This is a genomic window from Cupriavidus taiwanensis (assembly GCF_900249755.1).
Lineage (GTDB): Bacteria > Pseudomonadota > Gammaproteobacteria > Burkholderiales > Burkholderiaceae > Cupriavidus > Cupriavidus taiwanensis_D.
Map to the genome: position 1 here is coordinate 1,237,803 of NZ_LT976854.1, position 14,830 is coordinate 1,252,632.

At 70.8% G+C, this 14,830-nt stretch carries 16 protein-coding genes; 8 read left to right on the forward strand and 8 right to left on the reverse strand.

Features of this window, described 5'->3' with window-relative positions; genetic code table 11:
• Positions 1–11 precede the first annotated feature (11 nt).
• The 3 genes from CBM2594_RS21275 to CBM2594_RS21285 are packed head-to-tail and all read right to left on the reverse strand — an operon-like array spanning position 12 to position 2,034.
• Positions 12–878 carry a hypothetical protein gene (locus CBM2594_RS21275; RefSeq protein ID WP_232346705.1) on the reverse strand — a complete coding sequence of 289 codons (867 nt, stop codon included), beginning with the start codon at positions 876–878 and terminating at the stop codon, positions 12–14.
• A 3-nt stretch (positions 879–881) separates the two neighbouring features.
• Positions 882–1,235: a flagellar transcriptional regulator FlhD gene (gene flhD / locus CBM2594_RS21280; protein ID WP_116358754.1), complete on the reverse strand. Its 354-nt coding sequence runs from the start codon at positions 1,233–1,235 to the stop codon at positions 882–884.
• Position 1,236: 1 nt separating this feature from the next.
• Positions 1,237–2,034 (reverse strand): helix-turn-helix domain-containing protein, encoded by a 798-nt coding sequence (locus tag CBM2594_RS21285; RefSeq protein ID WP_116358755.1) that lies wholly within the window; start codon positions 2,032–2,034, stop codon positions 1,237–1,239.
• Between the two features lie 281 nt (positions 2,035–2,315).
• Between CBM2594_RS21285 and CBM2594_RS21290 the strand changes: the two genes are divergently transcribed.
• Both CBM2594_RS21290 and CBM2594_RS21295 read left to right on the forward strand, forming a co-directional pair.
• A complete protein-coding gene (locus CBM2594_RS21290; protein ID WP_116358756.1) occupies positions 2,316–4,304 on the forward strand; it encodes a PAS domain-containing hybrid sensor histidine kinase/response regulator in 1,989 nt (662 codons plus the stop codon).
• A 114-nt stretch (positions 4,305–4,418) separates the two neighbouring features.
• Entirely contained in the window at positions 4,419–5,399 is a 981-nt protein-coding gene (locus tag CBM2594_RS21295) for a tripartite tricarboxylate transporter substrate binding protein (protein WP_116358757.1), read from the forward strand.
• A 9-nt stretch (positions 5,400–5,408) separates the two neighbouring features.
• On the opposite strand, the gene CBM2594_RS21300 is transcribed toward CBM2594_RS21295, so the two are convergent.
• Both CBM2594_RS21300 and CBM2594_RS21305 read right to left on the reverse strand, forming a co-directional pair.
• On the reverse strand, positions 5,409–6,266 hold the full coding sequence (locus CBM2594_RS21300) for an IclR family transcriptional regulator (protein ID WP_116358758.1): 858 nt from the start codon (positions 6,264–6,266) through the stop codon (positions 5,409–5,411).
• Positions 6,263–7,069 carry an IclR family transcriptional regulator gene (locus CBM2594_RS21305; RefSeq protein ID WP_116358759.1) on the reverse strand — a complete coding sequence of 269 codons (807 nt, stop codon included), beginning with the start codon at positions 7,067–7,069 and terminating at the stop codon, positions 6,263–6,265. The genes CBM2594_RS21300 and CBM2594_RS21305 overlap by 4 nt, the downstream gene beginning before the upstream one ends.
• A 313-nt stretch (positions 7,070–7,382) precedes the next feature.
• On the opposite strand from CBM2594_RS21305, the gene CBM2594_RS21310 reads away from it, so the two are divergent.
• The 4 genes from CBM2594_RS21310 to CBM2594_RS21325 all read left to right on the forward strand — a co-directional run bounded on the left by CBM2594_RS21310 (position 7,383) and on the right by CBM2594_RS21325 (position 11,926).
• Positions 7,383–8,342, forward strand: a complete 960-nt coding sequence (locus CBM2594_RS21310; protein WP_116358760.1) for an MBL fold metallo-hydrolase — start codon at positions 7,383–7,385, stop codon at positions 8,340–8,342.
• A 59-nt stretch (positions 8,343–8,401) separates the two neighbouring features.
• Positions 8,402–10,141, forward strand: a complete 1,740-nt coding sequence (locus tag CBM2594_RS21315) for an FAD-dependent oxidoreductase (protein WP_116358761.1) — start codon at positions 8,402–8,404, stop codon at positions 10,139–10,141.
• Between the two features lie 36 nt (positions 10,142–10,177).
• Positions 10,178–10,402 carry a DUF2783 domain-containing protein gene (locus CBM2594_RS21320; RefSeq protein WP_116358762.1) on the forward strand — a complete coding sequence of 75 codons (225 nt, stop codon included), beginning with the start codon at positions 10,178–10,180 and terminating at the stop codon, positions 10,400–10,402.
• Positions 10,403–10,549: 147 nt separating this feature from the next.
• A complete protein-coding gene (locus CBM2594_RS21325) occupies positions 10,550–11,926 on the forward strand; it encodes an MFS transporter (protein ID WP_116358763.1) in 1,377 nt (458 codons plus the stop codon).
• Between the two features lie 55 nt (positions 11,927–11,981).
• On the opposite strand, the gene CBM2594_RS21330 is transcribed toward CBM2594_RS21325, so the two are convergent.
• Positions 11,982–12,290, reverse strand: a complete 309-nt coding sequence (locus CBM2594_RS21330) for a hypothetical protein (protein WP_010814535.1) — start codon at positions 12,288–12,290, stop codon at positions 11,982–11,984.
• A 173-nt stretch (positions 12,291–12,463) separates the two neighbouring features.
• Here CBM2594_RS21330 and CBM2594_RS21335 point away from each other — a divergent pair, with 173 nt between their 5' ends.
• Positions 12,464–12,685: a DUF2188 domain-containing protein gene (locus CBM2594_RS21335; protein ID WP_116358764.1), complete on the forward strand. Its 222-nt coding sequence runs from the start codon at positions 12,464–12,466 to the stop codon at positions 12,683–12,685.
• Between the two features lie 59 nt (positions 12,686–12,744).
• Positions 12,745–14,115 (forward strand): erythromycin esterase family protein, encoded by a 1,371-nt coding sequence (locus CBM2594_RS21340; protein WP_116358765.1) that lies wholly within the window; start codon positions 12,745–12,747, stop codon positions 14,113–14,115.
• Between the two features lie 15 nt (positions 14,116–14,130).
• Here CBM2594_RS21340 and CBM2594_RS21345 read toward each other — a convergent pair whose 3' ends face one another.
• Together CBM2594_RS21345 and CBM2594_RS21350 are read right to left on the reverse strand one after the other, a co-directional pair.
• The gene (locus CBM2594_RS21345; protein WP_116358766.1) at positions 14,131–14,448 is read right to left on the reverse strand and encodes a hypothetical protein; all 318 of its coding nucleotides are present in this window, start codon (positions 14,446–14,448) and stop codon (positions 14,131–14,133) included.
• 89 nt (positions 14,449–14,537) lie between these two features.
• The gene (locus CBM2594_RS21350; protein ID WP_116358767.1) at positions 14,538–14,810 is read right to left on the reverse strand and encodes a BON domain-containing protein; all 273 of its coding nucleotides are present in this window, start codon (positions 14,808–14,810) and stop codon (positions 14,538–14,540) included.
• Positions 14,811–14,830: the final 20 nt, after the last annotated feature.

Below are 14,830 nucleotides of genomic sequence, written 5' to 3' on the forward strand. Positions count from 1 at the left end.
CCAGAGGTCCCTCAGCCCGCCGTGCCGACGGCGGGCCGGGGGCCGGGCTGCGGCGGCGCCAGCCGGCAGCTGTCCCGAAAGCGCGCGATCTGGTCGTGCACCTGCTGCATCTGTTCGATCTGGTAACTGGCCCGCGCCCGGCTGTAGCGGGTGCCGAGTTCATACAGCGCCCCGTCGGCAGCGCGCGACAGCCCTTCGAGCGCCTGCGCCAGCGCGCGTCCCTCCACGCTGCGGTGCCGCCGCAGGCGCCAGGACAGCGCCTCCTGGCCCTGGTCCAGCAGGTTCTGCTGCAGGTAGCCGAGCCGCTCGGCAAGGCCCTGCGCGTCCTGGAGCACCGACAGGTAGGCGCACACGACCGCGAGCCGCCGGTGCATCTCGCCGCCGGACAGCAGCCCGCGCGCGCAATCCCCCCAGTCCTGCGCCTCGGGCGCTGGCTCCTGCCCGCCGCACTCCCCCGCATAGACCGCCAGCGGCAGCACCGACACCGTCAGCCCCGGCGGCAGCACGCTGGTGAAGCGGCTGGCGATGGCCTGCTGCAGCGTGCGGTCGAGCGCGCAGCACGCCTGGATGCCGGCGTCGACATAGAAGTCCAGCGCCGGCTGCCGGCCCTGGCCCGCCGAGACCACCGAGACCACCGCCCGCACCGGCGGGTGTCCCGCCATGGCCAGTGTTTCCAGTCCGGCTTCGATGCAGCACTGCTCGGCGGCCTCGGCGCCGAGGGCCTGGACGATGTCCTGCATCTGCAGCGTACCGGCGATCTCGGTGCGCTCGACCTGGGGCAGCCAACCGCCGCGGCGGTCTGCGGCCATGGTCATCCGCTTCAGCTCGACATGCGTCATCGCATTGCCCGTCATATACCCTCCGATTGCAGAAGTCATGTATCAATCGCACCGCGATGCCATCACGATGGCGGCATGCATGCCTTGCAGCGCGTGCGGCGGCTCGGCCCCGGTCAGCGAGGCCACCAGCAGGCTGTCCTCCAGCCGGAAGCGGTACCTCACCTGCCCGCAGCGCGCCAGCGCCACGACCTGCGGCGCGGTCAGCGCGGCCAGCAGGCGGCCCGCTTCGCGGTCAAGGCCGAGCCGGAACAGCGCCTCGGCCTCGTTCTCGCGCATCAGCCGCTGTACCAGCAGCAGGTAGGACAGGTTCAGCGCCTCGACCTGCCGCAGGCTGTCCGCGTCCGGTTGCCGGTGCAAGTCCGAAGCGCATGCGCCGGCTGGACTGGCGGGTTCCATGTCAGCCCTGCGCCTGTGCCGATGCGCCGCCGGCCACGGGCCAGCGCGGCGCCGGCGCGTTGGCAAGGATCATCGGGCGCGCGGCAATGGCCCGCAGCGCGGGCTTGTCGAGCAGCGTGATGGTGCGGTGCCGTACCGTGATCAGGCCGCATTCCGCCAGCCGCGAGAACTGCCGGCTGACCGTTTCCAGCGTCAGGCCGACATAGCTGCCGATTTCCTCGCGGCTCATGCGCAGGACGAAGGCCGACGAGGAAAAGCCGCGCAACGCGAAGCTGTCGGCCAGCCACAGCAGGAAGGTCACCAGCCGTTCTTCGGCGGTCATCAGCGCCAGCATGGTCTGCACCGCCCGCGCGCGCTGCAGCTGGCCGTCCAGCGCCAGCAGCAACTGCCTGCCGAGCGGCGCAAGCGTGGCCGCGGCCAGGCGCAGCGTGTCCGCGCTGAACAGGCACAGCTTGGTGTCTTCGAGCGCGGTGGCGTACGACGCATAGCGCGGGCGCACCAGGCTGTCCAGCCCGACCATGTCGCCGGGAAAGTGGAAGGCGACCACCTGGGTGCGTCCGTCTTCGGTGGTGACATGGGTTTTGATCGACCCGACCCGGATGGCATAGACCGATGTCACGGGATCGCCCATCAGGTACAGGAACTCGCCCTTGCGCAGGCGGACCATGCGCTGGGACGCTTCGGTGCCGGCCGCGCCGCGTCCGCCCGGCGCGCAGTCCGGGCAGGCGCCGGCCATCTGGCAGCAGGTGCTGCACGGCATGGCTTCGCGCTGCGGCAGGCGATCATCGGACTGTGTCATCGGCGCTGTGGGACGGCTGTGGGACGGCTGCGGGACGGCTGCGGGACCGGAGACCCGGGGAACCTCGTGCGTCCATTCTAGGGAGCCGCCCCGGCCGGACAATCCGTACATTCTGATTCTCGGCAGGGAAGCGTCTGAGCTTGGCTTGCGCCGGAGCGCCGGGGACGTCCGTGCAGCACTTGACGGGCCGCGCGGGTGCCAGCCAGGCACAAGCAGGGGTATCCTTACCGCACGATCAGGACAGGATGCGCCGGCACACGGCACGTCGCCCTACCCATTCCATGACAAGACGCCCCGACGATCCGCAACCCCTGGCCGGAAACGCCGACAGCTCCCTGGCCCATCCCCTCCAGGCCGGCGGCCCGGACCACCCGAACGCCGCGGATACGCCCTACCGGACGCTGGTGGAATCCGTCCAGGACTACGCCATCTTCACGCTCGACGTGGACGGCCATGTCTCGAGCTGGAACAAGGGCGCGGCCCGCATCAAGGGGTACCGGCGCGAGGAGATCCTGGGCAAGCATTTCTCGCAGTTCTATACGCCCGACGCGGTGGCGCGGCGCTGGCCCGACGCCGAGCTGAAGGCGGCCGCCGAACTGGGCCGCTTCGAGGACGAGGGCTGGCGCGTGCGCAAGGACGGCAGCCGCTTCTGGGCCAACGTCGTCATCACCGCCTTGCGCGACCCCGACGGCCGGCTGATCGGCTTCGGCAAGGTCACGCGCGACCTGACCGAGCAGCGCCGCGCCGCCGAGGCGCTGCGCCAGAGCGAAGAATCGCTGCGCCTGCTGGTCGAGGGCGTCAAGGACTACGCGATCTTCATGCTCGATCGGGGCGGCCATATCGTCAGCTGGAATGCGGGCGCGTCGTATATCAAGGGCTACCGCCGCGACGAGATCATCGGCCGCCATTTCTCGCTGTTCTATCCGCAGGAAGACCTCGCCGCGGGCAAGCCGGCGCGGCACCTGGACCTGGCCCGCCGCGCCGGGCGCATCGAGGACGAGGGCTGGCGCGTGCGCAAGGACGGCTCGCTGTTCTGGGCCAATGTCACGCTGACCGCCGTCTACGACGATGCCCGCGCGCTGCGCGGCTTTGCCAAGGTCACGCGCGACATGAGCGAACGCCGCCGCCGCGAGGAACTGGAACGCTCCAGCCAGCGCCTGAACGAATTCCTCGCCACGCTTTCGCACGAGCTGCGCAATCCGCTGGCGCCGGTGCGCAGCGCGCTGACCGCGATGCGGCTGGCACCCGGCGACGGCGCGCTGGCCAACCAGAGCCTGGCCCTGATCGAGCGCCAGGTGACGCACCTGAGCCGGCTGGTGGACGACCTGCTCGATATCGGGCGCATCACCTCCGGCCGGATCGAGCTGCGCACCGCGCCGGTCGATTTCAACGAGATCATTGCGCTGGCGCTGGAGGGCGCGCGCCCGGCGCTCGACGCCAAGGCCCAGCGCGTGGACCTGCAGGGCTGGTCCGGCACCCTGCGCATGGATGCGGACAAGACCCGGCTGGTGCAGGTGATGCAAAACCTGGTGCTCAATGCGTCGAAGTTCTCACCGCCCGGCACGGTGGTGACGATCACCACCGCCGTGCAGCACCGTACCCTCGAAGTGCGCGTCACCGACCAGGGCCGCGGCATCTCGCCGCATGCCATTGAGGAAATCTTCCAGCTGTTCGTGCAGGAAAGCCGGCCCGGCACCGATGTCCATGGCGGGCTGGGCATCGGCCTGTCGCTGTGCCGCTCGCTGGTGGAGCTGCACGGCGGCACCATCGCCGCCAGCAGTGCCGGGCCGGGCCTGGGCAGCACCTTCACGGTACGCCTGCCGCTGCCGGCCGCGCGCCAGTCCGACAGCCCGCACGGCGCCGCCGCGCCGCCGGCCGACCCGGCCAGGCCCGAGGTGCGGGTACAGCGCATCCTGCTGGTCGACGACAACCGCGACGCCGCCGACAGCCTGGCGATGCTGCTCGAGATGTGCGGCCACGAGGTCACCATTGCCTACGACGGCGCCGAAGCCCTGCACGTGGCGCCGCGCTGCCGCCCGCATATCGCGCTGATCGACCTGGCCATGCCCGGCATGGACGGCTATGAAGTGGTGCGCGCCATGCGCGGCGTCGCCGGCACCGAAGCCACCCGCTTCGTCGCGCTGACCGGCTTCGGCCAGCCGGCCGACCGCCAGCATACCGAGGCGGCCGGCTTCGATGCGCACCTGGTCAAGCCGGTGGAGCTGGAAACCCTGTTCGGCACCATCGCGCAGCTGCGCCAGCCAGACTGACCGCCGGGCCCGCCGGGCCCGAACCCGGCCTTCGCCAATCCCGAACCCGCGCGCCGCGCCGCTGCGACACACTGACGCCCGTTCCATCGCAACAGACACAGAAAGGAGACAGCGATGCAGGGTTGGATCAGGCGTGCGGCCACAGGGCTGCTGTTTGCATGCGCGGCGATGGCCGCCGGCACCGCGCTGGCGGACTACCCCGACAAGCCGGTGCGGCTGGTGGTGCCGTTCCCGCCGGGCGGGGCCACCGACCTGCTGGCGCGCGAGATCGGCAACGCGCTGTCGGCGCGGCTGCAGCAGCCGGTGGTGATCGACAACCGTCCCGGCGCCGGCGGCAACCTGGCGGCGATCGCCGTGGCGCGCGCGCCGGCCGACGGCTATACGCTGCTGTTCGGCACCTTCGGCTCGCTGGCGGTGAACAAGAGCCTCTATGACAAGCCCGGCTACGACCCGCTCCGGGACTTCGCGCCGGTGGCATCGGTGGCCTACCTGCCTAACGTGCTGGTGGTGCATCCGAGCGTGCCCGCGCGCACCGTGCCGGAACTGCTGGCGCTGGCGCGCAAGGAGCCCGGCAGGCTGACCTACGGCTCGTTCGGCAACGGCTCGTCGTCGCACCTGGCGGGCGAGCTGTTCACGCACCTGGCCGGTGTGAACATCACGCATATTCCGTACAAGGGCAGCGCCGCGTCGATGACCGACCTGATCGGCGGGCGCATCACCATGATGTTCGACAGCGTCTCGACGGCGCTGCCGTATATCCGCGACAAGCGCGTGCGCGCGCTGGCGGTGACCACGCAGAAGCCGTCCGACCAGCTGCCCGGCGTGCCCACGCTGGCCGCCGCCGGCGTGCCCGGCTACGAACTGACCGCGTGGTTCGGCGTGGCCGCGCCGGCGGGCACGCCCAAGGCCGTGATCGACCGCCTCAACGGCGAAATCGTCGCCGCGCTGAAGCAGCCGGACCTGGCCGGCAAGCTGGCCAGCCAGGGCACAGTGCCGTTCCCGGCAACGCCGGCGCAGTTCGGCAGCTATATCCGCGCGCAGTACGACAAGTGGGACGGGCTGATCAAGTCCGCCAATATCAAGCTGGATAACTGACGGCTGGCCTCAGGCCGCATCCGGCGCGCCGAAGCGCCACGACAGCCGCGCCGCCGCCTGCCGCACCAGCGCGGCGGTGGCGCCTTCGGTGCTGCTGTCGAAGCTGCCGCTGGAGCCCATCACCGCGATCACCAGCGCCAGGCTGCCGGTGTGGTCGAACACCGGTGCGGCCAGCGTGTCGATGCCCGGCACCGGGTGGCTCAGCGCATGGTCGATGCGCGCCGCGCGCACCTGCGCCAGCCGCGCGGCGTAGGACGGCGCCAGCTTGCCGCCGGGCCCGAACACCTTGTCTGCGGCCGCGCCCGCCATGCGCAGCGCATCGTTCTGCAGCAGTCCCGCCAGCACGTTGGCCGGCAGGTGCGCCGCCACGGTGCGGCCGATGGCGGTGTGGACCAGCGACAGCACCGTGCCCACGCGCAGGCTCACATGCTGCGGCCGCGCCGACTCCTCCAGCCGCACCACGGTCGGCCCCAGCGGCCCCAGCACCGCCATGGCCACGCTCAGGCCCGTGCTTCCGGCCAGCTCGATCACTTCCGGTTCGGCCTCGCGCGTCGGCGACAAGCGCTGCAGCGCGATCAGCCCCAGTTCCAGCGCCAGCGGCCCGCACACGTAGTTGCCGGCGGCATCGCGCGCCAGCAGCCCGGTCTTCTGCAGGCTGACCAGGTGCGGGAACGCCTTCGCCGCCGGCATGCCCGCGGCCAGCGCCAGGTCGCGCAGCGGCAGCGGCCGCCCCGCGGCCACCAGCGCGCCGAGCAGCTGGCCGGTGCTGTCGAGCGACTGGATGCCGCGCTGCGGCTTGCCGCCGTCGAGGTCCGGCGGGGTTTCGCTCACGTCTTTCACGTCTTTCACGTCGCTCACTTTGCTCATGCCGGGTCACCGCCCGGTTCGCGCAGCGCCGCGCCGATCTGCGCGCCCGCCGCCAGCAGCGCCCGCGCCGCCGCGCCGTGCCAGTCGACATCGATGGCGCCGGTCGATCCCACCAGCGTCAGCACCAGCCGCAGCGCGCCGGCGCCGTCCAGCACCGGCACGCTGAGGCTGCTGACCGCGGGGCTGGGCGCATCGATGCTGCGCTCGATGCCGCGCGCGCGGATTTCCGCCAGCCTGGCGCTGAACGCGGCCAGGTCCGCCTTGGTGGCGTCCGGCTGCTGCGCGTGCCACAACGGCTGCCACTGCGCCGGCGGCTGGAACGCGCAGAACACGCGGCCGGTGGCGGTGGCGGCCAGCGCCATCACCGTGCCCACGTGCAGGTTGACGTGCAGCGGCGCGCTGGCCGGCACATAGCGCACGATGGTCGGCCCCTGCGGCCCGGCCAGGCAGATCGCCACGCTGCAGCCCAGCGCCTGTGCCAGCGCGTCGGCGCGCGGCAGTGCGGCGCGCCAGGCGGCGTCCTGCTCCAGGTGCAGCAGGCCCAGGCGCAGCGACAGCGGTCCGGGCTCGTAGCGGCCGGACAGGTGGTCGCGCTTGATCAGGCCCAGCCGCGCCAGGCTGACCAGATAGGCATGCGCCTGCGCCGGCGCCAGTTGCGCGGCGTCGGCCAGCGCCGCCAGCGGCATCGGCACGCGCGCCGCGGCCAGCGCCGCGAGCAGGCGCGCGCCCACCTCCACGCTCTGGATGCCGCGCTGCGCCTTGTCGGCACGCGCCGCCGGCGTTGCCGCCCTGGGTCTGGCCATTCGCGTCCTGTGAGATCGGAAAACCCGGATATTAATCGAACGTCTCCCCGATTCGCCCGCATGCGGGTTTACCCCAGCTTCGATGCGACCATCCGGGTCGATCCAATTATTTGTCATAGACGAATCATTTCGCTATTGATTAATTCAACGACCTTTCCTAAGATGGCATTACCCCGTCGCGACACGGCAGACCCGCCGTGCCACAACCGGAAATCCATACGAACGGGGGCGAGACAGCCAGCGCCATGCCGCGTGCATCACCGGGCCTCCCCCGGGCTTGCCGTCCTGCCCTCCCACAAAAGGAAAAGACGCCATGTCCAAGGCATTCGCATCGCAGGCCGACCTGGAAGCCAAGCAGATCACCTTCACCCAGCTGTCCGACAACGCGTGGGCCTATACCGCCGAGGGCGATCCCAACTCCGGCGTCGTCATCGGCGACGACGGCGTGCTGATCGTCGACACCACGGCCACCCCCGCGATGGCGCAGGACCTGATCGCGCGCATCCGCACCATCACCGACAAGCCGATCAAGTACGTGGTGCTGTCGCACTACCACGCCGTGCGCGTGCTCGGCGCATCGGCCTACTTTGCCGAGGGCGCGCAGCAGGTCATCGCCAGCCGCGGCACCTACGAGATGATCGTCGAGCGCGGCGAGGCCGACATGAAGTCCGAGATCGAACGCTTCCCGCGCCTGTTCGCCGGCGTGGAGACGGTGCCCGGCCTGACCTGGCCGACGCTGGTGTTCGAAAAAGAGATCACCCTGTTCCTGGGCAAGCTGGAAGTGCGCATCGCCCACCTGGGCTCGGGCCACACCAAGGGCGACACGGTGGTCTGGCTGCCGCAGCAGAAGGTGCTGTTCTCGGGCGACCTGGTCGAGTACGACGCCGCCTGCTACTGCGGCGACGCGCAACTGGCCGAATGGCCCGCCACGCTGGATGCGCTGCAGGCGCTGAACCCCGAGAAGCTGGTGCCCGGCCGCGGCCCCGCGCTGACCACGCCCGAAGACGTGAAGAAGGGCATTGCCTACACCAAGGACTTCGTCACCACGCTGTTCAAGTCCGGCCAGGAAGCGGTGGCGGAAAAGCTCGACCTGAAGGCGGCGATGGCGCATACGCGCCGCGCCATGGACCCCAAGTTCGGCCACGTCTTTATCTACGAGCACTGCCTGCCCTTCGATGTGTCGCGCGCCTATGACGAGGCCAGCGGCATGCGCCATCCGCGCATCTGGACCGCGCAGCGCGACCAGGAAATGTGGGCCGCGCTGCAGGACTGACGCCGGCACACCAGCAAGCCATCGCACAACAGAGCTTTACAGGTGGAGGAGACACAAGCATGAGCAGCATCGACTACCAGCGGCTGTCGTTCGCATACCAGCCCTGCGCGGAACAGCAGCGCGCCGGGCAATCCGCTGAGGCCGCGCCCGCGGCGGTGCATCCGGTGGTGGTGGTCGGGGCCGGCCCGGTCGGGCTGGCCACCGCCATCGACCTGGCGCAACGCGGCGTGCGCGTGGTGCTGGTGGACGACGACTGCACCCTGTCCACGGGTTCGCGCGCGATCTGTTTTTCCAAGCGCACACTGGATATCTTCGATCGCCTGGGCTGCGGCGAGCGCATGGTCGACAAGGGCGTGCGCTGGCATGTCGGCCGGGTGTTCCTGCGCGACGAGCAGGTCTACAGCTTCGACCTGCTGCCCGACAGCGGCCACCGCCGCCCGGCCTTCATCAACCTGCAGCAGTACTACCTGGAAGGCTACCTGCTGGAGCGCGCGCAGGCGCTGTCGAATATCGAGATCCGCTGGCACAACAAGGTGGTCGGCGTGGAAACGCGCGGCAGCGACGCCGGCGTGGTGCTGACGGTCGAGACCCCCGACGGCTGCTACCCGCTGGCCGCGCGCTACGTGGTCGCCGCCGACGGCTCGCGCAGCCCGATGCGCAAGCTGCTGGGCCTGGACAGCAAGGGCCGGACCTTCCGCGACCGCTTCCTGATTGCCGACGTGAAAATGGAGGCGGATTTCCCCGCCGAACGCTGGTTCTGGTTCGACCCGCCGTTCCACCCCCACCAGTCGGTGCTGCTGCACCGTCAACCTGACAACGTCTGGCGCATCGACTTCCAGCTCGGCTGGGACGCCGACCCGGTGCTGGAGAAATCGCCCGAGCGCGTGATCCCGCGGGTGCAGGCGCTGCTGGGCAAGGACGTAAAGTTCGAGCTGGAGTGGGTCAGCGTCTACACCTTCTCGTGCCAGCGCATGGACAGCTTCCGCCACGGCAATATCCTGTTCGCCGGCGATGCCGCGCACGGGGTCTCGCCGTTCGGCGCGCGCGGCGCCAACAGCGGTGTCCAGGACGCCGAGAACCTGGCGTGGAAACTGGCCTACGTGCTGCAGGGCCGTGCCTGCGACCGGCTGCTCGACACCTACGCCAGCGAGCGCGAATTCGCCGCCGACGAGAACATCCGCAACTCCACTCGCTCGACCGACTTCATCACGCCCAAGAGCGCGGCCAGCCGCGTGTTCCGCGACGCGGTGCTGGCACTGTCCCGGCGCCATGCGTTCGCGCGCGCGCTGGTGAACAGCGGCCGGCTGTCGGTGCCGGCGGTGCTGCATGGCTCGCCGCTGAACACCGATGACGCCGCGCCGGATGCCGCCGGCAACCTGGTGCCCGGCGCGGTCTGCTGCGATGCGCCGGTGTCCGGTGCGGAGGGCGCGGGCTGGCTGCTGTCGTACCTCGGCGGCGATTTCACCTTGCTGGTGTTCGGCAATCCGGAGACCACCGATGCCGCCACGCTGGCCGAGCTGGCCGCACTGAAGCAGGCCGGCGCACCGCTGCAGCTGGTCTATGTCACCGACGCCGCGCAGCCGCCCATGACCTGCACCCACGCCACCGTGCTGCGCGACGACGAAGGCCTGGCGGCGGCGCGCTACGGCGCCGCGCCGGGCACCTGCTACCTGGTCCGCCCCGACCAGCATGTCTGCGCGCGCTGGCACCGTCCCGACCCCGCCGCGATCCGCGCCGCGCTGGCACGCGCCACCGGCGCCGACCTGCGCGCGCCGCAGCCCGGCCGCATGGCCGCCTGATCGACACGGCGCCAGCCCTGCCCCACGGAGATAGCCATGCCCAATCTGCTCAACACCCAGCCCAACCTGGCGCGGCCCGACGACTTCTACGAAGCGCTGATCGAGATGCATCGCGACCTCGACGAAGCCCAGAGCCAGGCCGCCAACGCGCAGCTGATCCTGCTGCTGGCCAACCATATCGGCGACCACGACGTGCTGCTGGCGGCGATGGCCGCAGCGCGCGCGGGCGTCGTCGCCAGCACGGAGACGACGCCGGCCTGACCGGATCGCGCGGCGCGGGCGCGGCCGGGTCCGCGCCACGCGCCTCTCTTCAAGACATCGCGGGCCAACGCGCACCAGACGCGGCCCGCTGGCGGCATCCGCCCGGCTGCCTGCCGCCGCAGCCACCACCGCACGGAGACAACATCGATGAGCCATCCGGTCTCAGGGGAGCTTTCGTCCCTATCCAGCCTGGCGCGCCCCGCCCCGGCCCCCGCAGCCCCCGCGGCTCCGGCAACACTGGCCACGCGCGACGAGGACGCGCTCTACCGCAAGGTCTGGCTGCGCATCATCCCTTTCCTGTTCGTCTGCTACGTGGTGTCGTTCCTGGACCGCATCAACATCGGCTTCGCCCAGCTGCAGATGAAGCACGACCTGGGCTTCAGCGACGCCATGTACGGCCTCGGCGCCGCCGTGTTCTACGTCGGCTACGTGCTGTGCGAGGTGCCGAGCAACATGCTGCTGGCGCGCTTCGGCGCGCGCCGCACCTTCACCCGCATCATGGTGCTGTGGGGCGTGGCGTCGGTGGCGATGATGGCGGTCTCGACGCCCGCGCAGTTCTACACGCTGCGCTTCCTGCTGGGCGTGTTCGAGGCCGGCTTCTTTCCCGGCATCGTGCTGTACCTGACCTACTGGTTCCCCGCGCGCCGGCGTGCCGCGGTGATGGCAATCTTCTTTGCCGGCGTAGCGGTGGCGGGCGTGCTGGGCGGGCTGGTGTCGGGCTGGATCATGCGCGACATGGCCGGCGTGCTGGGCCTGCAGGGCTGGAAGTGGATGTTCGCGATCGAAGGCGCGCCGGCGGTGCTGCTGGGGCTGGCCGCCGGGCGCCTGCTGGTCGACGGGCCGCAGCAGGCCGGCTGGCTGAGCGAGCGCGAACGCGCCCACCTGCTGCGCGACACCGCCGCGCACACGCAGGCCGGCGGCCATTCGCTGCACGCGCTGCGCCAGGTGTTGCGCAACCCGCGCGTGTACCTGTTCGCCTTTATCTATTTTTCGCTGACCTGCGGCTCGCTCGCGCTCAGCTTCTGGATGCCGCTGATGATCCGGGATTTCGGCGTCACCGACGTGATGTCGGTCAGCCTGTATTCGGTGGTGCCCAACGCGGTGGGCGCGGTCGGCCTGATCGTGATCGCGCGCCACTCCGACCGCACCGGCGAGCGCCATCGCCATTTCCTGCTGTGCACCGCGGGCGGCGCGCTGGCGCTGGCGGCGCTGACCTTGCCGCTGCCGGGGCTGGCCGCGATGCTGGCTATCCTGTCGGTGGCGGCGGTGCTGATCTTTGCCGCGCTGCCGGTGTTCTGGGCGCTGCCGCCGGGCTACCTGCCCGGGGCCGGCACCGCCGCCGGCATCGCCTTTATCAGCAGCATCGGCATCACCAGCGGCATTGTCAGCCCGTGGGTGATCGGACAGATCAAGACCCGCACCGGCAGCCTCGACCATGCCCTCTACCTGCTGGCGGCGCTGCTGCTGGCAAGCGGCCTGGCGATGTGGCTGGGCGTGCCGAAACCGCCCGCGCGGCCGGCATGAACCCGGCCACGGGCAACTGCAATACCGGATGGTCCGCACCCGACGGGTGCGGCGTTCAGTGGGATCGGCCGCAGGGAATCACGGAGGCGATTTCCTCGCGCATCACCTCGACCACATCGTCGATCTCCAGCCCTTCGGCGGTGACCAGCACGTCCTGTCCGCGGCCGATGGCGTAGACCACGCCGCGCCAGCGGCCGGGCTCCACGGCCTCGCACAGCCGGATATTGAATTCGGTGTCCTGGTCCTGGCTATACACCGTCACCAGGTCGCCCACCTGGGGAGTGCGCACCGCTTCTCCGTCGAACGCCCGGGCCACCACGGTCACCGGCGACTGCGTCAGCCCCCTGGCAAATCTTGCTCGCATGGTCCGCTCCTCTGATTGCGATCCAAGTCCAGCTTACAAGAGGCCGCACAAATAACCAGGGATTTCCATCGGAAAGTGGAACCGGAAGCGCTTCGCTCCTGTCAGACGCCGCCGGATAGACAGCGCGCGCAGATCGACCACAATAAAAGGACCGATATCCGAGGAGACCCGACATGGGCAGCAACATACACGTCGTTCCGCACGACGAAGGCTGGGACGTCATCCACGAAGGCGCACGCTACGCCGAATCGCACCACGCCACGCAGGAAGAAGCGGTCGCCGCCGGCACCACGCAGGCCCAGCGCGAGCATGTCGAACTGCTGATCCACGGCCGCGACGGCCAGATCCGCTCGCGCAACAGCTTCGGCCACGATCCCCGCGCCATTCACGGCTGACCCGCGGTTCCTGCCGCAACGCTGAGGACGCCGGCACGCTGCCGGCAGTCCGCGCCACCATGCCACAAGCCCGGGCCGACCCGCACGCCGTGGCCGCGATCGCGGCCGCGACCGTGCCGTGGCCCGCGGTGGATCACGCCGCGCAGGATCCCTTCACCGGCGCCTTCGCCAACGGCGCCGCGGCGCTGGCCGACCGGCTCGCCGGCCACCGCGTGGTGCTGCTCGGCGAATGCACGCACGGCACCGCCGAGTTCTATCACGCCCGCGCCGCACTGACCGCACATCTGGTGGCCCGGCACGGCTACCGCATCATCGCGGTGGAAGCAGACTGGCCGGACGCCGCGGCGGTGGACCGCCACGTGCGCGGGCGCTCGCCGCAGTCCGCCGAATCCCCCGGCGCCGCCTTTACGCGCTTCCCGGTCTGGATGTGGCGCAATCTCGAGGTAGCGCGCTTTATCCGCTGGCTGCACGCGCACAATGCCGCGCTCGCGCCGGCGCGGCGCGCCGGCTTCTTCGGGCTCGATATCTACAGCCTCGGCGCCTCGATGGCGGCGGTGCTGGCCTACCTGGAAGGCGTCGATCCGCAGGCCGCGCAGGCCGCGCGCGAACGCTACGGCTGCCTGGAACCGTGGCGGCGCGATCCGGCGCGCTATGGCCGCGCGGTGCTCCACGGCACCCATGCCGACTGCGAGGACGCGGTGGTCGAGCAGCTGCAGGCCTTGCTCGACAAGCGCCTGGCCTATGCGCGCGACGGGCACGATGAATTCCTCGATGCCGCGCAGAATGCGCGCCTGGTGGCCTCGGCCGAACGCTACTACCGCGTCATGTACCACGGCAGCGACGACAGCTGGAACCTGCGCGACACGCATATGTTCGACACCCTGGCGCAACTGCTGCACGCCCATGGGCCGCAAGCGCGCGCCGTGGTGTGGGCGCACAACTCGCATATCGGGGATGCTGCGCACACCGAGATGGGCGGCAGCCAGGGCCAGCTCAATATCGGCCAGCTATGCCGCGAAGCCTACGGCGACGGGGCCGCGCTGGTCGGCTTCAGCACCTATGACGGCACCGTGGCCGCCGCAACGTCCTGGGACGGGCCCATGGAAATCAAGCAGGTGCGTCCCGCACGGCCCGACAGCTACGAACACCTGTTCCATGCGGCCGGCCATGCGCAGGGCTGGACCGACCTGCGCGACGCTGCCGGCAGCGCCTTGCACGCCGAGTTGCGTGAATTGCTGATGCCGGCGCGGCAGGAGCGCTTCATCGGCGTGATCTATCGCCCCGAGACCGAACTGCAGAGCCACTACGCGCGCGCCGTCCTGCCACGGCAGTTCGACGTGCTGGCGTGGTTCGACCGCAGCAGCGCGGTCCCGGCGTTGCCGGCGGCGCCTGCCCCGGGCGCCCCCGAGACCTGGCCCTCCGGCCTCTGAGGCGCTTGCCAGTGGTTATTTGCGGCTCTTGGGCGCCTTCGGTTCCGACGCCGGATAGTCGTACCGTTGCGGCGACTGCGGCCCCTCGTTGACGGCCGGGCTGGCCGGCGTGGCGGGCGTGGCCGGCGTGGCGCGGGTGCCGGCGCCGCCCGGGGTGGCGGGCGTGGCCGGCGTGGCGGGCGTGGCGCGGCGCGTGTCGCCCTGGCCCGGCATGACATCCGAGGCCGACGTGCCCGGCGCACGCGTGTCGGCGCCAGGGCGCGTGGTGGTGGTCTGGGCCCACGCGGGCACGCTCAGCAGCGCGGCCAGCGCAAGGATCGCAGTGTGTCTCATGGCAGTCTCCTTCCTCGTGAACGGCGCGCGGCGTGCGGGCGTGCCGCGGCGGCCGGAACTGGCGCCGTCGCGAAACCCATGCCAGCGCTTCAGCTTCCGGTGCGGTCAGGCGCGACCTCGATGTGGTTGACGACGTCGCGCACGCCGGCACTGGCGCGCACGCAGGCCTCGACCGCGTCGCGGTCAGCGGCGCTGCCGATCGCGCCGCGCAGCGTGATGCGGCCCTGCGCCACGTCCAGCGCAATCTCGCTGACGTCGAGCCCGGTCTCCCACAGGCGCGCGCACAGCGATGCCTGCAACGCGGTGTCCGCGGCGCCGGCGGCGTTGCCGCGCGGGTTGCCGGTCTTCAGGGAATCGGCCATGGGCAGGGTCTCCGCGCCGC